Genomic DNA, 23,756 nt, shown 5'->3' on the forward strand with positions numbered 1-23,756 from the left:
TTAAAAAGTTTGAAAAAAGCAGTCGTAATTTTAATTGTCTTGTTTTCGATTTTCTCATGTAACAATAAAACAGAAGAAAAAGTCGAAGCCAAAATCACTAAACCAAAAACAAAAAAAGTAGAATTCGGTTTTAATTACGCAGATTTCAATGTTGTAAATGACACAATTTCTAAAGGCGATTCTTTTGGATCTATTCTTCAAAGCCAGAACATTGGCGACAAAAAAGTGCACGATATTGTGGAGCAGGTAAAAGATTCTTTTAATGTAAGATCTATTCGATACAACAAACCTTTTACTTTACTTCGCTCCAAAAACAAAACCAACAAGCTGCAGGCTTTTATTTATCAGCCCGATGCTTTGACTTATTATGTTATTGATTTAAGAGACAGCGCTGCAAAAGCTTATAAAAAAATAAAACCAGTTACGCTGAAGCGAAAAATAATTGGAGGTGTTTTAAAAAGCTCATTATCCGAAACTTTAGGAAATGAAAGTGTAGAAGCTGCTCTTGCCAGCAGAATCACAAAAGTATTTTCTTGGTCTATCGACTTCTTCAAACTTAAAAAAGGCGATCGTTACGGTTTAATTTTTACCGAAAGATTCATCAACGGAAAAACTTACGACGGTGTTGAAGAACTAGAAGCTGCATTTTTTGAATACAAAGGCAAAATCGTCTATGCGTTTCCGTTTGAAAAAGACACTACTTCTGGAAAAGTAGAATATTACGACGACGAAGGAAAAACACTAAAAAACTTCTTTCTAAAAACACCTATTAAATTCAGCCGAATCACTTCACGATTCACAATGAATAGATTTCACCCCGTACAGCACACTTGGAAAGCACACAAAGGAACCGATTACGCTGCGCCAACAGGAACACCGATTTCGACAACTGCTTCTGGAATTGTAGAAGCAACTGGGTATACCGCAGGAAACGGAAACTTTGTAAAAGTAAAACACAACGGAACCTACTCTACTCAATATTTACATATGTCGAAAATCCTGGTTCGCCGCGGACAACGTGTTACACAAGGTCAAACTATTGGTTTGGTCGGAAGTACAGGTTTGGCCTCTGGCCCGCACGTTTGCTATCGCTTCTGGAAAAACGGCGTTCAGGTTGATGCACTTCGTTTGAATCTGCCAACAGGAGAATCTTTGACAGGAAACGACAGAACTCTTTTCATGGCGCATATCGAACCTTTGAAAAGAGAATTGGACAGCATCGGGAATTTATAAAGAATAAATCCTTTTCCTTACCAGATAACATTTATGATTACTATACATCAGAAAAGCGACATTGTTATTCCTTTTGATAAAATAGGTGATAATTGCTGGGATGTAAAATCAAAACTCATCATTGAATCTTTAGCCGAAAACTGGAGCAATGACTTAAAAGATCCCATTTCAACAGCAGCTATAGAAAATTTAGAAAAACGTTTGGGAACAACTCTTCCCTATGGTTTAAAAACTTTTTACAACACTTTTGGAATTGCTGATATCGGCGAAGAATTACAGAAATTTGATGATATCATTTGGTTAAAAGATATTTGGGAAGAAGATAGTCCGTATGGTCCAGAATTCACAAAAGAGGATAAAATTTCTTTACCGCACTTAATTTCATTTAGTGACTACTTAGGAAATGGAAACATGTTCTGTTTTCACAACGAAACAAAAGAAATCTATTATTACGACCACGACACAAGACCTTTTATAACAAAAATGTTTGATAGTATTGACGATTATATTAAAGGCTGCTTAATTTTTGCTCAAACCGATCTTTTTGGAGAAGTCAAACAACAGCAGGTAGAAGAATGGACTGAAGATATTATAGAAGATTTATTTGGAAAAGATATCGTTAAAAAATGGCGTTATTAAAAATCAATTCTAAAAATAAAAAAATCATGAAAAATTCGCGTCTTAAAACCATGTATCATGAAACTTTTTCTGGTTTAAAATTATTTTACCGAGACACCAATCTTTCAGAAGATTTAATTTCAAAATATAAAGTCGGACAAATAATTCAGGAAAAAGGTTTTACTGACATGAGTTCTTTGGGCGGCGGACTTTCTGGAAATCTACGCTATTTAATTGCAAGTGCTCATGCAAAAGACATTTCAAAATTCAACCCTGATTCAGGAAAAATCGGTCACTTTCTCTTAGATTCAATTGCTTATTTTAAAGTTTTAGATATTCAAAAAATTGGAGATAAAACGCAAATCTTTCTTTTGAATATTCCTGATAATGCAATTTCGCTTTTTAAAAATTCAACTTCCAATCTTGAAGAAGAAATTACAGAAAAGGCAAGAAAAAAATTCATTGATAAAAGAGATATTGCTTTAATTCAAGATTTACAAACGGAAAATTGGAAAGAAAGAACAAAATCTCCGCTTGGAATGAGTGACATCGGCGAATTGTTTTTTGATGATTCTAAAATTAAAATCGAAACTTTAAAAAGAATTGAAATTGACACTGAAAATAAAGTTATTCATATTAATAAAAAACCCTGGTGGAAGATTTGGTAAATATTATAAGAAAAATATTATATAAAATATTTTTCAATAATATAGATTTAGTATCTTTGTGCCTGAATTATATTTTAAAGTAAAAAATATGGCAACTACAATAAAAATTACTCCAGTAGTAGAAGGTCTTGAATCTAAAAAATTCAACACTACCATATCTTCAAGTAAAACAAATAAAATTTCTGAGGAAAAAAAAGCTAAAATATTTTCTTTAGTAAATAAGGTTTTGGCGAAAAATTCTTAATTAAATGGATTTATCTGATTTTTCTTTTTCATTATTAAAAGATGAAGACATTTTAGATGATTTTGACTGCGAAGACATTGAAATAAATGAATTTTTATTAGAAGATTCAAAAAAATTTCAAAGTGAAAAAATCACAAATACTTATCTATTTAAAGAAAAAAATAAAGTCGTTGCATTTTTTTCAATATCAAATGACTGCCTTAATGATTTAGGTTATCAAAACTCTATTTGGAATAAACTTCATCGCAAGATTAAATTACCAAACCAAAAAAGAATAAAACAATATCCAGCCGTCAAAATTGCACGTTTGGGCATTGACAAAAATTACAAAGGCAAAGGGTTATCTCATCAATTACTTGATTTCATTAAAGGCTGGACATTTATTGAGCACAAACCGGCCTGCCGTTTATTAATCTTAGATGCTTACAACAGACCGATACAACTTAATACATACCAAAAAAATGATTTTACATTTTTGTTAGATTCTGATAAGAACAAAAAGCATAGATTTATGTATTTTGATTTAATGAGATTAGAATAAAAGAAGTAATAAAATCAAAAAAACGTTTTCGTAACTAATTGTTATATAATCGTGAACCTTTAATGTATTAAAAGTTATTTCAGTATTTTTGTGTTTGGATAAAAATAAACTCAATTATATATAAAATGGCTTTAAACACAACCAACCCAACCGGGACTGAAGCGTGGAAAAATCTGCAAAACCATTATAACGCAATTCACGAAACCACACTACAAGAATTGTTTGATCAAGATAATGACCGTGCAGCAAAATTTAATCTGCAATGGAATGACTTTTTAGTAGATTATTCTAAAAACAATATTAGTCAGGAGACTATTTCGCTTTTATTAGAATTGGCAAATTCAATTGGATTAAAAGATTCTATTGCGCAATATTTTGGTGGAGCATTAATCAACCAGACCGAAAACCGCGCTGTTTTGCATACTGCTTTGAGAGCTCCAGAATCTGCCGTTATTAAAGTAGACGGAGAAAATGTAATTCCAGAAGTGTACGCAGTAAAAAATAAAATCAAAAGCTTTACACAAGAAGTAATTTCTGGAGAGAGAAAAGGTTTTACAGGAAAAGCTTTTACCGATATTGTCAATATCGGAATTGGCGGTTCTGATCTTGGACCAGTAATGGCTGTTGAAGCTTTACAATTTTACAAAAATCACCTAAATACACATTTCGTTTCAAACGTTGACGGCGATCATGTAAATGAAGTAATCAAAAAACTGGATCCAGAAACGACACTTTTTGTAATTGTTTCTAAAACTTTTACTACTCAGGAAACACTTTCAAACTCAGAAACTATTAAAGAATGGTTCTTGAAATCGGCTTCGCAAGATGATATTGCAAAACACTTTGTGGCGGTTTCTACCAATATTCAAAAAGTTACCGAATTCGGAATTAATCCAGACAATGTTTTCCCTATGTGGGATTGGGTTGGCGGAAGATTTTCGCTTTGGAGCGCTGTTGGTTTAAGCATTGCTTTGGCAGTTAGTTTTGATAATTATAATGATTTATTAAAAGGTGCCTACGAAATGGATGAGCACTTTAAATCAGCAGAATTTGACCAAAACATTCCGGTAATTTTAGCATTATTAAGCGTTTGGTACAATAATTTTTATGGTGCAGAAAGCGAAGCTTTGATTCCGTACACACAATATTTACACAAATTAGCTCCTTATTTGCAGCAAGCATTTATGGAAAGCAACGGAAAAAGTGTCGGCCGTGATGGAAAACCTGTAAACTACCAAACCGGAACTATTATCTGGGGAGAGCCTGGAACCAATTCGCAGCATGCTTTTTTCCAATTAATTCACCAAGGAACAAAATTGATCCCAACGGATTTTGTTGGTTTTGTTAAACCATTATACGGAAATGAGGATCACCACGACAAGTTAATGTCGAATTTCTTTGCACAAACCGAAGCTTTATTAAACGGAAAAACGGCAGATCAGGTTCAGACAGAATTTGGCAAACAAGGTCTTGCAGCAGACAAAGCTGAGTATCTAAAACCTTTTAAAGTTTTTACTGGAAACAAACCTACCAATACTATTTTGATTCAAAAATTAACTCCAAAAAGTTTAGGTTCTCTAATCGCTTTGTACGAGCACAAAATTTTTGTTCAAGGTGTTGTTTGGAACATTTTCAGCTTTGATCAATGGGGAGTTGAATTAGGAAAACAACTTGCTAACTCGATTTTAGACGAAATCAATTCTAAAACAGTAAAAAATCACGACAGTTCAACTTCATTTTTGTTAAATCATTTTTTAAAAAACAAGTAAGATTTACAAAAAAAACATTTTAATAAACTCAAACGCCTTGATTTACCAAAAATTAAGGCGTTTTTTCGTATAAAAAAGCCAAGCTTTACCCAGCAACACCCTTAATTTGACACTTTTTGACTACAAGAGCATTTAAATTGTTGCATTTTTAACAAAAAACACCATTTAAAATTCATAAAAACCTGATTTTTTCTAACGAAAAAAGAAAAAATCATTTTAATACGCAGCATAAAAAACAAAACTGATTTTTCTTAACATTTCGATAACATTAACTGATTTAATTGTTATAATTTTGCCAAAAACAATAAACAAAAAAAACAAATGACGAAAATGAAAAATTGGTTACTTACCGGACTATTTTTTATGATAGTTTCAACCGTATTTTCTCAAGGAAAAGTTAGTGGTATTATTACCGACGGTGTAGGTTCACTACCTGGGGCAAATGTGGTTATTAAAGGCTCATCTGCTGCGACTTCTTCAGACTTTGATGGTAAGTTCACCATCGACTCGCCAAACGCTTCAGGCGAATTAGTAATTTCTTTCTTAGGTTTTGAAACTAAAACAGTTAAATTTTCTGTTTCAGGTTCTACAAACTTAGGTAACATTGTCTTAACTTCAAATTCTAATGAATTATCAGAAATTGTAGTTAAAAGTAGTACAGTAGATATCGCAAAAGACAGAAAAACACCTGTTGCCGTATCTACAATTAAAGCTGCTGATATTCAGGCAAAATTAGGAAACCAAGAACTTCCTGAAATGTTAAAAAGTACTCCATCTGTTTACGTAACTAAATCAGGCGGTGGATTTGGAGATTCTAGAATTACAGTTCGTGGATTCAGCCAAAATAACGTTGCTGTAATGGTAAACGGTATGCCGGTTAATGACATGGAAAACGGAGCTGTTTACTGGAGTAACTGGGCTGGTTTATCTGATGTAACTTCTTTCATTCAAGTACAAAGAGGTTTAGGATCTTCAAAATTAGCTATTGCTTCTGTTGGGGGAACTATGAACTACGTAACTAAAGCTTCAGATTTGAAACAAGGTGGTACAGTTGGTACTTCTTTTGGTAACGATAACTTCTTCAAATCTAACGTTTCTTACAACACTGGAAAATTAGACAGCGGTTTCTCTGCTTCTGTTTTATACAGCCATACTCAAGGTGACGGTTATGTTGACGGAACAGCTTTTAACGGAGACAACTACTATGTAGCTCTTGGTTATACTACAAAAAACAACAAGCACGATTTCCAATTTACAGTTACTGGTGCTCCACAATGGCATGATCAAAGATCTACATTCATTACTATTGCACAGTATCAACAATATGGTTCAGTATCTGATCCAAACATCAAATACAACTCTGATTGGGGGTATAAAGATGGGCAGGAATTTAACATGGTAAGAAACTACTACCATAAACCTGTTATCTCATTAAACTATGACTGGACTATTAACGAAACTTCAAAATTATCTACTGTAGGTTATGTTTCTTTCGGACGTGGAGGAGGATCTAGAGGTGCAGGTGGTGCTGGAAACAATAATTATGCTAGTGCTGTATTTAGAACAGCAGATGGTTTAGTTGATTATGACAAAATCGTTCGTTGGAACACAGGGCAAGAGGTTATAAGATTCAACAACACGAACAATACTCGTGCAACTAACGGAACAAGTGGACAATTCCAAAACAGTTCTAACACAGGAAGAACTGGATCAGGAACAGCAACTTCTCCATATGTTTTCAACAATACTTCAGGTATTTCTCAGATTTCATCTGTTAACTCTCACAACTGGTATGGAGCAATTGTTAACTTCAACAAAAAATTCTCTGATCAGTTAACTTGGGATCTTGGAGTTGATGTAAGAGGATATAAAGGTCTTCACTACCAAAACGTAAACAACCTATTGGGTGCAGATGCATACATTGATAATTTTGACGTAAACAACCCGAACAGAGTTTTATACGGTACATACACTACATACCCAGCTTGGAATGTATTTAAAAGCACTGACAAAGAAGAAAAAATCAACTTCAACAACGATGGTGATGTAAGATGGTACGGAGGATTTACTCAATTAGAGTATTCTACTGATAAATTTACAGCATTCGTACAAGGTGCACTTTCTCAACAAGGATTCAAAAGAGTTGACTATTTCAAATATGAAGCAGGAACTCCTTTGGCAAGTACAGATTACGAAAACATCTTAGGTGGTAACGTAAAAGGTGGTATTAACTACAACATCAACGAGCACCATAACGTTTTTGTTAACTCTGGATACTACTCAAAACAACCATTCTTTAATGCAGTTTACCCAAACAATGCTTCACTTGTAAATGGTAACCTAACAAACGAGAAAATCTTCGGTATCGAAGCTGGTTACGGTTTACGTACAAGTAAGTTTACTGCAAACTTAAACTTATACAGAACTTCTTGGAAAGACAGATACCAAAGACAAAATGACGGAGCTGCTGACAACCCTGGAGGTTACTTTGATTTCGCTGGAATCACAGAAATTCACTCAGGTATTGAGTTTGACGCTACTGCAAAATTACTTGATAAACTTACTCTTACTGGAATGTTCTCTATTGGAGACTGGAAATATGAAGGAACTAGTACTAGTAACCGTTATGACTCAGGAAACAATCCAATTGGCGGAGGAACTCCAATAACTTTATACCTTGATGGTGTAAGAGTTGGAGATGCTGCTCAAACAACTGCTGCAGTAGGAGCTGTTTACGAAATTTTACCACGTTTTACTGTTGATGCAAACTATAACTACAATGATAAATTATACGCTGCAATTTCTCCAGGAAACTTTACATCTGCAACTAACAGAGGTTCATTACAATTACCATCTTACGGTACAGCTGATGCTGGATTATCTTACAAATGGTTAGTTGGTAAAAACAAAGACAACTCAGTAGGTTTCAGATTAAACGTAAACAACGTTTTTGATTACACTTACATTGCTGAAGCAAAAACAAATATATTTGCAGCTGACGTTCCTACTGTTCCAACATACAAAGGTATTGCTACTACAAACCAAGTATATTTTGGTTTCGGCAGAACTTGGAACTTCGCACTACGTTACGATTTCTAAAATTTAGAATCTAAATAAATAATACAAACGGCATTGACTTTTAAGTTTAATGCCGTTTTTTTATGGTCCTTTTTGTTATATTTGTTTTTAAACAAAAAACAAGGTTTATGTATAATTTTCTACAAAAATTTCATTCCGGATGGGCTTATTTAGCTTTGCTTCTTTTGCTTGTTGCGGTTGTAAATGCGATCATCGGATTTACGTCAAAAAAAGACTTTACTGCTAAAGATCGTAAAATCGCTTTATTTGCTTTAATTGGAACTCACACACAATTATTGATTGGCCTGATTTTATATTTTGTTTCTCCGTTAGGAAAAGCAGCTTTCGGGCAAATGTCTAATGCAGAATTGAGATTAACATCATTAGAACACCCTTTAATTAATTTAATTGCTATCGTCCTAATTACTATTGGATGGTCTAAACATAAAAAACTAATCAACAGCGAAGCTAAATTTAAAACCTTTGCTATCTTTTACGGATTAGGATTATTGCTTATTTTAAGCAGAATTCCATGGAACCTTTGGTTCTAGAAAATACCAATTAAAAAGCCCTCGTACAGGGCTTTTTTTATCTCGGCATATTATTTGTACAAACTCCCCCAAGTCTGAAAAAAAATAACCCATGAGAAACAAAAAAAACATCTTATTCGCCACTATTGCCTTAACCTTACTAAGCGGCTTTACATACGTTATCAGCCAAACCAAACCTGCTACTGAGCCCAAAATTATTCAGGACACAGTAAAAAATGTAAAACCTAATATTATTGCATTACCTACAGACTCGGTATTTACAGACAAAGGTTTAAAGCTAAAAACGTATAAAAAAAATGCTCACGCCTCTTACTACTCCGATAAGTTTAACGGAAGAAAAACGGCGAACGGAAGCAGATTCAACAACAGCAAATACACCGCGGCTCATAAAAAACTTCCGTTTGGAACAAGAGTCAAAGTAACAAACGAAGCCAACGGCAAATTTGTAATTGTAAAAATAACAGATCGCGGCCCGTTTGTAAAAACCCGTGAAATAGATCTTTCAAAAAGAGCTTTTATGGAAATCACCAAACACAAAGGTGCCGGAGCTATGAAAGTTACAATAGAAACTATAATAGAATAAAAAAAACGTCCCGAAAATTCGGGACGTTTTTTTGTTAAACTAACTTTCTCAAAGCCATTATAATTCCGGTATGAGTTCCTTCATGATAGTTATTAAAGTGTAAAGCATCCTGTACATTTCGGAGCGTAAATCCCATGCTGGTTGTATATTCAGTATAATCAACAAAAAGACTGCTCTCGAAATCATTTTTAGTTTTTTCTAATGTTGCCTTTAATAAAATACGAATCTCATCAACTTCTTCTTGAGAAACATCGCCTTCCGGTCTGGTTCCTTTTCGGTATTTTGAAATAAATTCTTCGGTTACCATTGCAGGAAGCCCCGACAATTTATAAACTAATCCCTGCTGTGCGGCAACACAATGTCCAATATTCCAAATAATATTGTTATTAAAACCTTGCGGAATCTTATTTAACTGCTCTAATGAATGATTGTCTAAAATCTTTAAAAGGATTTCTCTAATCGTTTTTTGTACTTCAAAAATTGGGTTCATCGTTTATTTTTTTTCTAAAATTAATCATTTTTCAATTTCAAATGGATTTTCTTTGTATTCTAATTCAATTCAGAAATCATGAACAAAATATACTACCTAGCCTCTTGCGATACGTGCAGAAAAATCATTAAAAGTTTACCAAAAAATGATTTGGTTTTTCAGGATATCAAACAAGATCCTATCACCGAAGAACAATTAGAAGAAATGCACAAGCTTTCTGGAAGCTACGAAGCGTTGTTCAGCAGAAAGGCGCAATTGTACAAATCGATGGGACTAAAAGATCAATCGCTTACTGAAGCTGATTTTAAGAAATACATTCTGGAACATTATACCTTTTTAAGCCGTCCGGTTTTTATTATTGACGGCAAAATTTACATTGGCAACAGCCAGAAAAATGTTGCTGAAGTCATTACGGCTTTGACAAAATAATTCCACAAAACGTGCTTTTGGATGCTGATGCGTTAGGGATAGCAGTGGAAATCCTTTTTTTTGTCTCGTTTTTTTACGAGACAAAAAAAAAATTGGAACGGATAGCCCGACCGAAGGGAACGCCCAAACGCTATTAAAATTAGGCAGTAAAAAACTAGAAAACCGTGCTGTAAAGTTTTTTAGTATCTTTGCGCCTTTATACTCAATTATATGATACAATCTATGACAGGGTTTGGCAAAGCTTCTTTGCAATTGCCTACAAAAAAAATTACCGTTGAAGTAAAATCCTTAAATAGCAAAGGTTTAGATTTAAATGTAAGAATGCCGTCGGTTTACCGCGAAATGGAGCTTGGTTTACGCACCCTTATTTCGACTAAGCTGGAAAGAGGAAAAATTGATTTTGCTATTTATATAGAAAATACTGCCGAGCAGACTTCGACGAAAGTAAATGTACCTGTTGTAAAATATTACATCGCGCAGCTTAAAGAGGTGAATCCCGATGCAGATGAAACAGAACTGATGAAAATGGCGGTTCGTATGCCTGATACTTTAAAAACAGAGCGTGAGGAAATTGATGAAAATGACTGGGATCAAATTCAGGTAATCATTAATGAGGCTTTGCAGAATATTTTAAATTTTAGAAAAGACGAAGGAGAATCGCTTGAAAAGGAATTCAACTTAAGAATTGGAAATATTCGTCAGTATATGAATGATGCTCTGGCGCTTGATCCAGAACGTGTGCAGGCAATAAAAGACCGTCTGCAAACTGCAATTGCGGAATTACAAGTGAATGTTGACGAAAATCGTTTTGAGCAGGAATTAATCTACTATCTCGAAAAATTAGATATTACAGAAGAAAAAGTGCGCTTAACAAATCATTTGGATTATTTCTTAGAAACCATAAAAGGCACCGAAGCTAATGGCCGTAAATTAGGTTTTATTACTCAGGAAATGGGTCGTGAAATCAATACTATGGGTTCTAAATCGAATCATGCGCAAATGCAGAAATTGGTGGTGATGATGAAGGATGAATTAGAGAAAATTAAGGAGCAGGTTTTGAATGTACTTTAAAAGCCGTAAGCTTTAAGCTGTAGGCTTTAAGCAAAAAAAACATAAAGTAAGAGAGCTTAAAGCGTATTGCCTAAAGCCTAAAGCATAAATTAATGAACAAAGGAAAACTAATTGTTTTTTCGGCACCATCGGGATCGGGAAAAACAACTATCGTAAAACACTTATTAGGACAAGAAGATTTAAATCTTGAATTTTCGATTTCGGCAGCGTCACGTGATCCGCGTGGTGAGGAAGTTCACGGAAAAGATTATTATTTTATTTCGTTGGAAGAATTCAAAAAACACATTAAAGCAGAAGATTTTCTGGAATGGGAAGAAGTATACCGCGATAACTTTTACGGTACTTTAAAATCGGAAATTGAAAGAATCTGGGCTTTAGGAAAAAATGTGATTTTTGATATTGATGTAGCAGGAGGATTGCGTATCAAACATAAATTCCCAGAACAGACATTAGCCGTTTTTGTAAAACCACCAAGTGTAGACGAATTGAAACGCCGCTTAAAAGAACGTTCTACAGAAAGTGACGACAAAATCAATATGCGTATTGCAAAAGCTTCTGTTGAATTGGCAACTGCTCCTCAGTTTGATGTAATTATCAAAAATTATGATCTGCCTGTAGCTTTAGAAGAAGCACATCAGCTAGTAAAAGATTTCGTGAATAAGTAATTTATTACGCAGAAATTCACAAAACAAAAACACAAAGATTCGCCAAGTTGAATAAAAACTTTGCGAATCTTTGTGTTATCTTAGCGACTTTCTGCGAAACTTCCAAAAAATGAAAATAGGTCTTTATTTCGGCACATATAACCCAATTCATGTCGGGCATTTGATTATTGCCAATCATATGGCAGAATTTGCCGATTTAGATCAGATTTGGATGGTCGTTACACCTCATAATCCGTTGAAGAAGAAATCAACGCTTTTAGACGATCATCAGCGATTGGAAATGGTTTTTCTGGCAACAGAAAATTATCCGAAGATAAAACCGTCGGATATTGAGTTTAAATTACCTCAGCCGAGTTATACTGTAATCACGCTGGCTCATTTGCAGGAAAAATATCCAACCCATGAATTTTCATTGATTATGGGGGAAGACAATCTGAAAACGCTTCATAAATGGAAAAACTATGAAGTTATTCTGGAAAATCATGATATTTACGTGTATCCTCGCATTTCTGATGAACCTGAGAACGCCGAATTAAAATCACACCCAAAAATTCATGTAATCGATGCACCGATTGTAGAGATTTCTTCAACTTTTATTCGAAACAGCATTAAAGAAGGGAAAAATATTCAGCCGTTACTTCCTCCGAAAGTCTGGGCATATATTGATCATAATAATTTTTACAAGAAATAAAAATTATCAAAATTTTGAATTGCCTCCAGTTTTAACTGGAGGTTTTTTATTTTCAAAAAAATCATTCCATAGGAATGTATCATCGGTAGAATTCAATTTGAAATATGATGATACGTTCCGTAGGAACGTTTGATAGGGCTTACCATTTCCATAAAAACAAGTGTCCCTACAGGACACAACGCAAACTATATTATTTTTTTTCTACCGATGAGATATTCCGACGGAATATGATTAAGCATAAAAAAAAGCCTGAATTTAAAAATTCAGGCTTTCCTTATTTAGTTCAGACAGCTCTAGTGGAGCGAAATATATCTTTTGTCTTAATTATGCTTCAACATTAACTTCACTTTTTACTCGGTTTCGAATCTCACTTAGCGATTGATCAATTAAAAGTTTTCCGTCTCTGAAAACCTCCTTCAATTCGCCTTGTTTTTCTTCTTCCCAAGAAACATTATCGGTTAAATGATACTTGCCATCAATCAAATCAATTTTCATCAATCCTTTAGCCGATTTTTTCGTTCCGTCGTCAGTGATCGGATCTTTGAAGATCGCTCTTCCCTCCCCGTTTACTTCTCCGTAAGTTGCTTTCATGGCAAAACCGAAAGTATCTCTGGTATTGTATTGGTATGTAAAAGATCCGATTCCTAAAACAACATTTGTTGAAGCAAATCCTTTCGCTTTTAATTTTTCACAGATTTGAGTTGCTCTTGCAACTGTAATACTATCTCCGTAAATAGCTCCAATTTGCGGAACCAATTCTTTAAATCCTTTATCATTTGTAGTACCGCCGAAAACATCCCAAAGCAATTCGATAACTCCTTTTTTCTCTTGTTCTGTTTTTCCATCTGGATTTCCGCAGATGATTAAAATCGGATCACCGCTGTCAGGACGAATTACAACTTTTCCTTCTCTAGAAACGATTGCTTCTTTTAATCTCGGAAGATAATCCGTTAGTACTTTCCATAAATCCCAAGTATCTGAAACGATTGAAACAATTCCTTTTGGATATACTTCTGTAATTAATCTTTTGAAAGTTTCGTACTCACCTTCTGTAGTTCCCATACACATAACAGAATGCTCTGTTGCTGCCACTGAACCTGCTACTAATTCTTGGTCTGAGTTGGCGTTGTAATATTCCTCCAGGAAATCGATCGCCGGAATGGTATCTGATCCTGTAAAACTTAATAAATGTCCTGCTGCAGAAGTCAATGCCGCTTCGATGCCACCCATTCCTCTCATTGAGAAATCGTGTGCCTGCCAGTCTACAAATTCTGGAACAGAAGAAGTTTCTGCTGCAAATTTGTCTAATACTTTTCTGTATTCTTTGGCAATTGTCGCTGAGTTACAAGGCAGCCAAACTACTGCAGAAAGCAGGGTTTCAAAATAATTAGTCAGCCAGAAAAATTCTGGAATCGTATTGTACATGGTAAACATTGGCACTCTTAACGGAACGCTAGCTCCCTCTGGCAATGCTTTAAAAACCATCGGAATATATCCTAGATCGTGTAAATCTTCGACATGCTTGATTCCGACTAAATTTTCGCCTAAATAGTTATTAATCCTGCGGGAATACTTTTTTACAACCTCTTCTTTCGGCTTTTTGAAGAAAAATTCTTCAAAGTCATGGATGATATATTTTTTGATGAAATACTGTAATCCGAAAAAGATTACCTCATCCACTTCTTCAATACGTGATTTTCTCGGTGTCCAGTTAGAATATACTAATGTTGTTCCGTCTGGATATTGTCTTCTGTGGTCAACTTTGTAACCGTCGGTTAATAATAATGGGTTCATATTTTGCGGTATTATTTTTAAATGTTCGTATAAAGCATCCAATTTCAAAGACCAATCAAGTATTCTTGACTTCAGTCGATTTAGATTGCAATTTCTTGTAAAGTTCCAATTCTATGACAGTATTCCAATCCTCTTCTAAATCTGCTTATTTACTGCCTCAACTTTTCAGCCAATCGTTCTGCCAAATCTTTTACATCATTTCCTCTGACTAAATTCTCGATCCATTTTTGCGGAATATCATCCAGTCCATAATAAATTCCTGCCAGACCTCCGGCAATTGCAGCTGTTGTATCGGTATCGCCGCCCAAATTTACTGCTCTTAAAACTGTTTCTTCATAAGAATCCGTATTTAAGAAACACCAAATACTGGCTTCTAAACTATGCAAAACATAACCCGAAGATTCTATTTTGCTTTCGTCATATTTCGAAATGTCATTTTTTAAAACTTTGTCAAATAACTGAATTTCGACTGGATTAAAACTCTTATTTTCTAAGAACTTCGACAGTACATTTTGCATGTCTTTGTACGCTTCGAATTTATCTTTATCTTTTAGAATTTCCAAACAAAAAACAACGTAAATAAAACAGGCAAAACCAGAACGAAAATGTGCATGCGTTATAGACGAAACTGCTTTGACTTTCTGATAAACGATTTCAATATCTTTTTCTTTTTGAAGATAAAAAACCAATGGCAAAATACGCATTAAAGAGCCATTTCCGTTATCCTCATCAAAAAAATTACCAGAAAAAGCTGCCGATTCGCCTTTAGCAACTCTCAGCAAAGAATGCTTGGTTGTACCGCCAATATCAAACACTTTATGATGTGCTCCCCAATATCCTTCCAGCATCCATTTTACAAAAGTCTGTGCCATATCTTCTATATCAAAACCTCGGCACAAACTTTCGGCGGTACAAAAGGCGAGTGAACTGTCATCGCTGAATGTCCCGCGAGGCTGATGCCAGCACATAAACTCCAGCATGTCTTGAACGGGATTTTGTCTTAAATAATCTCTGGTTTTAAACTCTACCGGAACTCCAAGTGCGTCACCAATTGCGACACCAAGAAAACCTGATTTTATCGTATTTTTCATTTTTATTTATTTCTGCCTTTTTCGTTAGGATAAAAAGTCTGTACAGCATCACTCTGCCAATATTTTTTGGATTCGACATCAATACAGGAAAGTTTTCCGTAAAAACCTGCTCCAGTATCAACATTCCAAACATTACAGCCCTGCATCGGAATTTCGACATTATAATGAAGTGTCGGCGTGTGGCCGATAAAGATTTCCTTATAAAGCAATAATCTTTTTGGATATAAAAGAGAATTTTTTTGGATTCTTTTATCCATTGTTAACGCCATTTCCCAAAGCGTTCTGTCCCAGGAAAAATTAGTTTGGTAATGTTCTTTCTCTGGTCCGTGCATGGATGAAAAACCGGCATGAATAAACAAATTGTTGTTTTCATCAACGAAATAATCTTTCATCCCGCTGAAAAAATCCAGATGTTTTTGCTTTCTTGAAAGTTCCATATTCTGATAACTTTCTATGGTCGATTTTCCGCCGTGCATAAACCAGATTTCGTTTACAAAATCACTCATAAGCCATTCGTGGCACCAGACATCATGATTTCCTCTTATAAAAATACATTCTTGTTTTTGCGATAAATCAATAAGAAAATCAACAACCTGCGCCGATTCGCTCCAGCCGTCTACATAATCGCCAAGGAAAATCAGCCGGTCATTTTCAGACCAATCTATTTTTTCTACTAACTGAGTCAAGGCTTTTAATCCGCCGTGAATATCTCCAAAAACAAATGTTCTTTTCATTAATCAAATGTCACTTTTACGTTTATACATAATATCACTTCTTAAAACATATTTTATTCCCGAAATCAAAGCTGCTCCTTCATGACGCTGGCTGTGCTCAAAAATAAGCGCTGTTCCGGTTTTGGGGCTGATAACTTCGCCCGAAGCAAATTTTGTTTCACCGCCTTCGTACTTATCATTCAAATAAATTAGAAATGTATAATAACTAAATTCAGATTCATTGCGCTTATAACTGCCGTCACGATGCATTTTAAAGCGCTGTCCTGGTTGATATTTATAAAATCGGAACATTTCATTTAATCCTACAGCTGTACTGTTTTCTACTTCGGACTTAACGTAAGACTTTAATTTTTTCCACAATAAAGAAGCATATTCCTCATCTTCGTATAAGATGCGTTCGTTATCGCGAACCATCTTCATCATTTTTTGGGCGCCGTCAATACTAACTGCTGCCTCTTGAAAACCGATTTGCTCACTTTTTTCTATTAACTTGTTGCACTCCTCAACGGTGAGAAAATTATCGATGGTATAAATTTCCAATTCTTCATTAATAATAGTCGGCATGGTTATAGATTTAGGATTATTAAAATAGTTTTTGAAAGTCTTATTTCTAAAATGGTCTTTTTATCAGGATGTAAATTCAATGTATTTCACCGGAACCTCATCTGTAAGCCAGACATTGTTTTCGGATAAATAAAATACAAATCCGTCTCTGTGCATGGCACCGCTTCTTACGGTTAAAATTTGCGGTACGCCCCTTCTGCTTCCTACTTTGACCGCCGTTTCTTTGTCTTTACTCAAATGCACATGCTGACGGCTCATCTTTTTCAGACCTTCTTTGCGAATGCTTTCCATGAATTTACCCACTGTTCCGTGATACAAATATTCTGAAGGCGCCGTTTCTGCCAGATTCAGTTCTACCGAAATAGAATGTCCTTGGCTCGCACGGATTTTGGTTTTATCCTCGTTAAAAGCAAATCGCTTTTTATCGTTATTTTCTACAACATAATCCAAAAGTTCCGCCGTCATCTGATTCTGGCTCCCTTTCTTATTACATTTTACAATTAATTCTTCCACATCTGCCCATCCATTTTCGTCTAATTGCAATCCGATAGTTTCAGGCGAATGTCTAAGCACCAGACTCAAAAATTTGCTGACGCTTTTTGCTGTTTTTTCATTCATCTTTTCTATGCTATTTTTAATTTTTTATTCAATTTTTCATCCCTAAAAAGAAAAGGTTTCTCTGCGGGAATATTCAGTTTATCTAATTCATTTTTCTGAACCAATTCGTATTGTTCCTTTACAAAATCCGAAATATCTTCGATCAGCAATAAATCTTCTTTGGCAAAAGATCTCGTAAATTCATTTCGCAAACCAATCTGAATCGCTCTTCTTTCTAGTTTTCCTCCGTAAGGATCATGATCGGGATCCCATTGTAATCGTACCGATGATGATTTTACCTGATCCTGCCATTCTTCATTGCTAATTCCTAGATCAGGACTGTAAGAAGAATAAACAGCGTTTTGAAGATATTTTTCGAAGGCATCTCTTTTGAGATGAATTGCCAAAACTACTTCTTGCCCCTCTTTTGTTCCCCAGCCGTTTCTGTACATCATCCACAGGAAATTGGGTTTGATCCAAGTCATTCTGTCGAGACTGAAAGCGCCTCCAAAAAACTGATTTTTTACGGCAAAATCGCCTATTTCTTTTCTGTAGGACTGATAAACGATTATTTTTTCGTCGTCATGCTGAGCCATTATATGATAACCTGTCTGAGGCCATTCGGTTAATTGCTCGTTATATTTTTTTAATTCTATTTTCATTTTATAAGTACACAATATCTTTATTGTGTTTATTTTCAACACAAAATATTTAAAAACCATAAAGTATACTCTATGGTTTACCCTTTGATTTGTTTTGTTTTTTTAAAAGTCATAAACTACGACTTCCACATCTTGATCAGACAGCGTTTTAAGAATGATCGGTTCTATCATTTCCCATTTCCCGCCTGCCAATCCGCATCCGATTCTCGGCATGTGAACCGATGCATTGTTTGTTTGTGCAAAATCAGAAACGGCTTTTAATCCTTCTTCAATCGCATCGTATCGAATTGGAGCGCCGCCATTTTCATCTTTATTTATTTTATGCTGGCCAATTAAATTCGCAACCCATAAATCTTCTTCAACCTGAACAAACTGGACTTTTCCTAATTCAAAATCTTCTTTAGATTTGAACCACTCGCGATATTCTTTTTCTGGTTTTTTCCATCTTTTCGAAATCGCCATTACAAATCCTTTTCCCCATCCGCCAATGTCATTGCAAACGTGAACAATTATTTTATTTCCTGATGTTTGAGGCGACGTTGCATCGCCTTTTGTATATTGAATGTCTTTCATTTTTTTTCTACCGATGAAATGTTCCTACGGAACAATATGTGGTTTTCTTTTTTTTGGAATACCTTTTACTTTTCGCTTTTTTCTATTTTCAGCTTTGATGAAAATCTTTTACATAAATCATTAATATTATTCTTTCTTGCCAAAACGTCAATCCATTTTTCGGGAATGGCATTAAATCCATAATAAATTCCAGCCAGACCTCCGGTTATAGCCGCCGTTGTATCCGTATCCTCACCAAGGTTTACTGCTTTTAAAACAGCTCCTTCAAAAGTATTCCAATTTAGGAAACACCAAAGACCAGCTTGTAAGCTATCCAAAACATATCCTGAAGAATGAATATTTATTTCTGGGTATTTTGAAATATCATTTTTTAAGATCCGGTCAAACAATTTAATTTCTACAGCATCAAATTTTTTATCCATTAAAAAAGCACCTATCCTTTTCTGCATATTTTGATATGCCTCTACTTTATCAATTCCTTTTAAGATTTCTAAACCGTAAACGACATAAATAAAACAAGAAAATACAGCTCTAAAATGAGCATGCGTTATAGACGAAACATCTTTTACTTTTTGATAAATGACTTCAATATCTTTTTCGTTTTGAAGATAAAAGACCAACGGTAAAATTCTCATTAAAGAACCGTTTCCGTTATCTTTTTCTTCTTGTCCGCCGCACAATTCCGGCTGTTCCCCTTTTCCAATATTATGAATCGCATTTCTGGTTGCAATTCCGATATCGAAGACTTCTCCGTGCGGCGTCCATAATTGGGCGCTGTACCATTTTACAAAGTTTTTGGCAATATCATTCAAATCATAACCTGTGCATAAACTTTCGGCCAGACAAAAAGTAAGCGAACTGTCATCACTCCAGGTCCCGATTGGCTGATTATGGGTTCCAAAACTCAACATTTCTGTAACGGGGTTTTCCTTCAAATAAGCTCTCGATTCAAATTCTACGGGAACGCCTAAAGCATCTCCAACCGCAAGACCAAAAAGACCCGATTTAACTCTATAAGCAAAATCACCCTTAACTATATCATTGTAAATCTTGAAATTTTCGTCATCAAAACAAACAAAAATGATTTTCTCAATCTGTTCTTTGTATTCAAATCGTTCAATAACATCCATTGCAATTTCCGCGGCCAATTCTTTTGGGAATTTATAAATTCCTGTACTTATGTTTGGGAAAGCAATTGTTTTGATATCATTATCAACAGCTAATTGTAAAACATTCAAATAACAATCTTGCAGTAATGCTTCTTCACGACTTTTACCATTATTCCAAACAGGTCCAACCGTATGAATAACATATTTAGAAGGTAGATTTCCCGCTGTTGTAATTACCGCTTCTCCTGTTTTACAGCCTCCTTGTTTATTACGAATTTGAACACATTCGTCTAGAATTGCTTTTCCTCCTTTTCTGTGAATTGCTCCGTCAACACCACCGCCTCCTAGAAGAGATGTATTGGCTGCATTTACAATTGCATCAACTTTTAGTTCGGTTATATCTCCTTTTACAATTTCTACTATCATTTTTTCTAATGTATTCAAACGTTCCTACGGAACGTAAATCAATCTGATGGATATTTTTCTACCGACGAGATGTTCCTACGGAACAATTACTCATTGATAATCTTTTTTGATTTATTTTCTAAAACTGTTTAATTTAATATTCAATTCTTCGTTTTTACTTACCAATGAACGCTCTGTAAAATAGACATTTACTATTTGAATACCGCCTACTATGTTAAAATTAAAAGCTTCTAAATCTTCTGATGGAATCCAGAGTTCGTTATGATTCTTATCGCCGACATTTTGAATTTCATACTTTTCTAAAAAAGCGGTTTTGACTTCAAAAGCTGTAATGATTCCTATAAATCCTGAAAACTCGTCCACTGTATTCCACTCAAAAGCAATTTGTTCTGCGTATTGCTGATTCGTTACGGGATAAAAAATAGGCTGCCAATCTAATCTTGGCGGAAATGCATTGTAATCTAACGCTGCAATTAATTCCATTTCTTTCAATCCAACCGGACGGTATAATCTTGTTGTTTCCATATTAAATCTATTTCAATTCATCTCGAACTTCCATCAAAGCAAAACCTAATAAATTCAAGCCTTTCCATTTTTCAGGATTCAGCGCGTCTTTGTGATCGCCCGCCATGCCGATTCCCCAAATGGGATCTACGGGACTTGCTTCTACCAATATTCTTTCATTTGTATTAATCAGGAATTCTTTCAAGTCTGGGTTTTGACTGAACTTGTGGAAGTTCCCTTGTTTTACGATTTCAAATCGGTTTTCCAGCCAGATTTTGTCATCGTAATTTCTAACCTTTCTCCCCAGTTTTTTAGCTTCCGCTGGAGATTTACATGCTATGATTTTAGCTAAAATTTCCTGATCTTTAAACAGTTCTGCCTTCTTCGCCATCATCCAGTGTTCAGCTGTGTTGTAAGTCACGTTATCTACTTCAAAAGAACTTAACCACCACTGGCTGAAACAGGTTTTAGATATGCTTCCGTCTTTTGTTGGCTGATGTCCCCAGAAAAACAAGAATTTACTTTCTGGAGCTATATTTTCTATATTGTATTTCATTTTTTCTATTTATTGATATAAAGAAGTGATGTTTTTGAAATCTTTTGAATCGGGTGAAAATGATCCGTAGATTTCCTTAAATTCTGTTGTAAGACTTTCAAACTCATAATCCTGCTCTTCTAACTGGTCCATACAGGTTACAACCAAATTTCGTTTTGCCATTGGGCTGTAAGCGGCATCGAGTTGTAGAGCGTAATTCAACAGTTTGTAATCTAGATGTCCAAATCGCAGATGTTTTTGAAATTCGTTGAAAACACAGGTTTCTTCTTCGTTGTTTTTTAATTTTATTTCTCCTTCATTCGGCATCCAGCCGTGTCCGTGGCGGGTGGTATAACTTCTGGTTGCATAATATACCGCTACGTCTTCAATTTTCAGTTTATTACAAATTTCAATTGCATTTTTTGAAGTTGTATTGGCATAGGTTACATTAGGAAAAACGCCGTGATCCATGTCGAGTAAAATTCCCTGGCTTCCTTCAAAAATTAGATTTTCATAATTGTTCAGGAACATATAATCAACGATATTCCACTCTAATTTATCAATCGCTTCCAGATATTGTGTTACTTCCTCGTCGATTTCGCTTTCATTTAAAAAACCATAATAGTTAGCGATTTGATTTAGTTTTTCTAAAAGCATCTCGCGCGGTGCAATCAAATCGATGGCGAATAATTTATACGGTCCTTCGTTTCTTTTCATCGTAGAACCGATGCCTTTTCCGCAGGTTCCGTGATCAATGTTGCGAACATTTCCTTTGTTGTGCCAAACGTCAAAAGGCGTTGTAACTTTTGCTAAGGGATGAATGTACAAATCCAGATTGGCATTTTTTTCTTTTAATTCTTCTCTTTCGTTATATAAAAAGAGCGGGTGAATCGTACAATGCTCGCTGTAATAAGACGGCAGACCGCGAAGTGCACCGCTTGCAAAACTCGAATGCACGTGTTTTCTGTCGCCGATCATAACTGTATGTGCGGCTTGCTGGCCTCCCGAAAAGCGAATAACTATAGATTCAGGGTTTTGTTTTGCCAGAAAATCTGTTGTTATGCCTTTTCCTTCATCACCAAATCCTAAACCTATAACTATTTGCGCTGTTTTCATTTTTATTTATTTTTTAATCTCGCAAAGACGCTAAATCGCAAAGTCTTTTTAAGTTTTTATTTTAATAATCTTTGCGACTTCGCGTCTTTGCGAGCAAATTTTCTTTCGCTAAAAAACTTTATTTGTTAATCTCGCAAAGACGCAGAGACGCAAAGTTTTTAAAGCATTTCAATATTATCTAAACCTGTATCATTTGCATCAGAAACTGGTATGGTTCCTAATCCAGTACTTTTGTGTTTATCGCAGATTATTTTCTTGATTACATTTGGAATTTCCCTGTGATCTTCAATTGAAAGACAATTTTGTCCTAACAGTTCTTTCCATTCTACATCGGCATTAATGGCTTGACCTGAATGCAAAACACTAATGTGATACACATCGTATTTTTTTTGCGCTTCTGCCAGCAATTCAAGATGCGTATAGGTCTGCTGTCCCTGTCCCATAATTTCTTTGATCGAAGAAGCTGGCAGTGTTTTCAAACCTGGCTCATCACCCACGGTAAACAACAATCCTTTTTGGCCTCTTTTTTCGAAAGCATCGGTTTTGGTATGAAATGCTGCAAAATACCAAGCCAAAAGGTAACTTTCTCCAGCGTTTCCTCCGCCTCCACCTTCAATATAGGTTCTCGTCAACCACATGTCTAATTCTTCGTCACCCGATTCAAACTGTCCCACCTGAAGCGGATATCTGTCGCACTCGTGATCGCCGATTCCTAAGAATAAAAGTGCTGGATCCGGAACACCACCCTGAATGATACCGCCCATTAATTTTGGCAGTCCTTCTTTGATCAATTCATGCGGAATATGTCCCATACTTCCTGTAACGTCCAAACCTAAAATGATTGGAACGGTGTTAGGATGCACTTCAGAATCTCTTGCTTCTCTCAAAATCACTCCGTTTGGGTTCATCGATTCGTGAGCCACTCGTAATGCATTTTGTGTAAAAATTTCGCCAGCTGATTTACTAGCATAACCTACTTTTTTTGCTCTGCTTTCGCGAGCACCGAAATCATATCTTGTTCCTCCCATGACTAAAATGTTTTTCCAAATAAATATTCAAATCTCTTTTTTGTAACTTCAAACTGGATGTTTAAATTTCTGATGGTCAGCGAAAGTTCCATATCTTTCTGCACAAAGGCTTCGGGCTGAAAATCGGCAAAGGTCAAACTGTTTTTATCCAGCGGACTAATATCTATCAGTCCTTCTTGTTCTCTTTCGAGTCTTTTGATTTTTAATTCAATATCTTCGACTCTTCTTCTGTAAATTAATTCAGAATCTTCGCCAATAACTTTGGCTCTGTCTTCTCTAATCTGATCATTGTTTCTTTTTAAAGATTCAATAAATCTTGGTTTTAAATCATCACTCATAGCTTTTGTGGTTGTTTAAATTTTGTTTCAAGTTTCAGGTTTCAAGTTTTGTAA

Annotated in this window: 27 protein-coding genes; 13 read left to right on the forward strand and 14 right to left on the reverse strand. The window is 35.1% G+C overall.

The window, feature by feature from the left end; genetic code table 11:
- Positions 1-9 precede the first annotated feature (9 nt).
- The 9 genes from C4F50_RS20570 to C4F50_RS20610 all read left to right on the forward strand — a co-directional run bounded on the left by C4F50_RS20570 (position 10) and on the right by C4F50_RS20610 (position 9,285).
- Positions 10-1,233, forward strand: a complete 1,224-nt coding sequence (locus tag C4F50_RS20570; protein WP_194140525.1) for a peptidoglycan DD-metalloendopeptidase family protein — start codon at positions 10-12, stop codon at positions 1,231-1,233.
- 33 nt (positions 1,234-1,266) lie between these two features.
- Positions 1,267-1,872 carry an SMI1/KNR4 family protein gene (locus tag C4F50_RS20575; protein WP_194140526.1) on the forward strand — a complete coding sequence of 202 codons (606 nt, stop codon included), beginning with the start codon at positions 1,267-1,269 and terminating at the stop codon, positions 1,870-1,872.
- Between the two features lie 26 nt (positions 1,873-1,898).
- Positions 1,899-2,519 (forward strand): hypothetical protein, encoded by a 621-nt coding sequence (locus tag C4F50_RS20580; RefSeq protein ID WP_194140527.1) that lies wholly within the window; start codon positions 1,899-1,901, stop codon positions 2,517-2,519.
- Positions 2,520-2,607: 88 nt separating this feature from the next.
- A complete protein-coding gene (locus tag C4F50_RS20585) occupies positions 2,608-2,763 on the forward strand; it encodes a hypothetical protein (protein WP_194140528.1) in 156 nt (51 codons plus the stop codon).
- A gap of 4 nt (positions 2,764-2,767) precedes the next feature.
- Positions 2,768-3,304 (forward strand): GNAT family N-acetyltransferase, encoded by a 537-nt coding sequence (locus C4F50_RS20590; RefSeq protein ID WP_194140529.1) that lies wholly within the window; start codon positions 2,768-2,770, stop codon positions 3,302-3,304.
- Between the two features lie 125 nt (positions 3,305-3,429).
- Positions 3,430-5,073: a glucose-6-phosphate isomerase gene (gene pgi, locus C4F50_RS20595; RefSeq protein WP_194140530.1), complete on the forward strand. Its 1,644-nt coding sequence runs from the start codon at positions 3,430-3,432 to the stop codon at positions 5,071-5,073.
- Between the two features lie 321 nt (positions 5,074-5,394).
- The gene (locus tag C4F50_RS20600) at positions 5,395-8,172 is read left to right on the forward strand and encodes a TonB-dependent receptor (protein WP_194140531.1); all 2,778 of its coding nucleotides are present in this window, start codon (positions 5,395-5,397) and stop codon (positions 8,170-8,172) included.
- A 107-nt stretch (positions 8,173-8,279) separates the two neighbouring features.
- Positions 8,280-8,702 carry a hypothetical protein gene (locus C4F50_RS20605; RefSeq protein WP_194140532.1) on the forward strand — a complete coding sequence of 141 codons (423 nt, stop codon included), beginning with the start codon at positions 8,280-8,282 and terminating at the stop codon, positions 8,700-8,702.
- 91 nt (positions 8,703-8,793) lie between these two features.
- A complete protein-coding gene (locus C4F50_RS20610; RefSeq protein ID WP_194140533.1) occupies positions 8,794-9,285 on the forward strand; it encodes a septal ring lytic transglycosylase RlpA family protein in 492 nt (163 codons plus the stop codon).
- A gap of 34 nt (positions 9,286-9,319) precedes the next feature.
- Here the strand turns inward: C4F50_RS20610 and C4F50_RS20615 are convergent, their stop codons facing one another.
- Positions 9,320-9,775, reverse strand: coding sequence for a DinB family protein (locus tag C4F50_RS20615; protein ID WP_194140534.1), 456 nt, complete (start codon positions 9,773-9,775; stop codon positions 9,320-9,322).
- A gap of 78 nt (positions 9,776-9,853) precedes the next feature.
- On the opposite strand from C4F50_RS20615, the gene C4F50_RS20620 reads away from it, so the two are divergent.
- The 4 genes from C4F50_RS20620 (at position 9,854) to nadD (ending at position 12,631) form a co-directional block, all read left to right on the forward strand.
- Positions 9,854-10,204 (forward strand): arsenate reductase family protein, encoded by a 351-nt coding sequence (locus C4F50_RS20620; RefSeq protein ID WP_194140535.1) that lies wholly within the window; start codon positions 9,854-9,856, stop codon positions 10,202-10,204.
- Positions 10,205-10,414: 210 nt separating this feature from the next.
- Positions 10,415-11,275: a YicC/YloC family endoribonuclease gene (locus tag C4F50_RS20625; protein ID WP_194140536.1), complete on the forward strand. Its 861-nt coding sequence runs from the start codon at positions 10,415-10,417 to the stop codon at positions 11,273-11,275.
- Between the two features lie 92 nt (positions 11,276-11,367).
- On the forward strand, positions 11,368-11,940 hold the full coding sequence (gene gmk / locus C4F50_RS20630) for a guanylate kinase (RefSeq protein WP_053473399.1): 573 nt from the start codon (positions 11,368-11,370) through the stop codon (positions 11,938-11,940).
- 109 nt (positions 11,941-12,049) lie between these two features.
- The gene (nadD, locus tag C4F50_RS20635) at positions 12,050-12,631 is read left to right on the forward strand and encodes a nicotinate (nicotinamide) nucleotide adenylyltransferase (RefSeq protein WP_194140537.1); all 582 of its coding nucleotides are present in this window, start codon (positions 12,050-12,052) and stop codon (positions 12,629-12,631) included.
- 324 nt (positions 12,632-12,955) lie between these two features.
- On the opposite strand, the gene C4F50_RS20640 is transcribed toward nadD, so the two are convergent.
- The 13 genes from C4F50_RS20640 to C4F50_RS20700 all read right to left on the reverse strand — a co-directional run bounded on the left by C4F50_RS20640 (position 12,956) and on the right by C4F50_RS20700 (position 23,702).
- The gene (locus C4F50_RS20640) at positions 12,956-14,425 is read right to left on the reverse strand and encodes a nicotinate phosphoribosyltransferase (protein ID WP_194140538.1); all 1,470 of its coding nucleotides are present in this window, start codon (positions 14,423-14,425) and stop codon (positions 12,956-12,958) included.
- Between the two features lie 149 nt (positions 14,426-14,574).
- Complete coding sequence (locus C4F50_RS20645) at positions 14,575-15,516, reverse strand: ADP-ribosylglycohydrolase family protein (RefSeq protein WP_194140539.1); 942 nt, start codon at positions 15,514-15,516, stop codon at positions 14,575-14,577.
- A 2-nt stretch (positions 15,517-15,518) separates the two neighbouring features.
- Positions 15,519-16,250, reverse strand: a complete 732-nt coding sequence (locus C4F50_RS20650) for a metallophosphoesterase family protein (protein ID WP_194140540.1) — start codon at positions 16,248-16,250, stop codon at positions 15,519-15,521.
- A 3-nt stretch (positions 16,251-16,253) separates the two neighbouring features.
- A complete protein-coding gene (locus C4F50_RS20655) occupies positions 16,254-16,814 on the reverse strand; it encodes a prolyl hydroxylase family protein (RefSeq protein ID WP_194140541.1) in 561 nt (186 codons plus the stop codon).
- Positions 16,815-16,877: 63 nt separating this feature from the next.
- A complete protein-coding gene (locus C4F50_RS20660; protein WP_194140542.1) occupies positions 16,878-17,432 on the reverse strand; it encodes an RNA 2'-phosphotransferase in 555 nt (184 codons plus the stop codon).
- A 5-nt stretch (positions 17,433-17,437) separates the two neighbouring features.
- Positions 17,438-18,073, reverse strand: coding sequence for a DUF4291 domain-containing protein (locus tag C4F50_RS20665; RefSeq protein ID WP_194140543.1), 636 nt, complete (start codon positions 18,071-18,073; stop codon positions 17,438-17,440).
- A 102-nt stretch (positions 18,074-18,175) separates the two neighbouring features.
- Positions 18,176-18,646, reverse strand: coding sequence for a macro domain-containing protein (locus tag C4F50_RS20670; protein ID WP_194140544.1), 471 nt, complete (start codon positions 18,644-18,646; stop codon positions 18,176-18,178).
- A 65-nt stretch (positions 18,647-18,711) separates the two neighbouring features.
- Positions 18,712-20,181 (reverse strand): O-acetyl-ADP-ribose deacetylase, encoded by a 1,470-nt coding sequence (locus C4F50_RS25860; RefSeq protein ID WP_348537025.1) that lies wholly within the window; start codon positions 20,179-20,181, stop codon positions 18,712-18,714.
- Positions 20,182-20,292: 111 nt separating this feature from the next.
- Positions 20,293-20,706 (reverse strand): ADP-ribosylation/crystallin J1, encoded by a 414-nt coding sequence (locus tag C4F50_RS20680; RefSeq protein ID WP_194140545.1) that lies wholly within the window; start codon positions 20,704-20,706, stop codon positions 20,293-20,295.
- Between the two features lie 7 nt (positions 20,707-20,713).
- Positions 20,714-21,241: a riboflavin biosynthesis intermediates N-glycosidase gene (gene ybiA / locus C4F50_RS20685; RefSeq protein ID WP_194140546.1), complete on the reverse strand. Its 528-nt coding sequence runs from the start codon at positions 21,239-21,241 to the stop codon at positions 20,714-20,716.
- Positions 21,242-21,250: 9 nt separating this feature from the next.
- Positions 21,251-22,336, reverse strand: a complete 1,086-nt coding sequence (locus C4F50_RS20690; protein ID WP_194140547.1) for an adenylosuccinate synthetase — start codon at positions 22,334-22,336, stop codon at positions 21,251-21,253.
- Positions 22,337-22,494: 158 nt separating this feature from the next.
- The gene (locus C4F50_RS20695; protein ID WP_194140548.1) at positions 22,495-23,364 is read right to left on the reverse strand and encodes a hypothetical protein; all 870 of its coding nucleotides are present in this window, start codon (positions 23,362-23,364) and stop codon (positions 22,495-22,497) included.
- Positions 23,365-23,366: 2 nt separating this feature from the next.
- On the reverse strand, positions 23,367-23,702 hold the full coding sequence (locus C4F50_RS20700) for a hypothetical protein (protein WP_163395432.1): 336 nt from the start codon (positions 23,700-23,702) through the stop codon (positions 23,367-23,369).
- Positions 23,703-23,756 lie beyond the last annotated feature (54 nt).

This window comes from Flavobacterium hungaricum (assembly GCF_015182285.1).
Taxonomy (GTDB): Bacteria; Bacteroidota; Bacteroidia; order Flavobacteriales; family Flavobacteriaceae; genus Flavobacterium; species Flavobacterium hungaricum.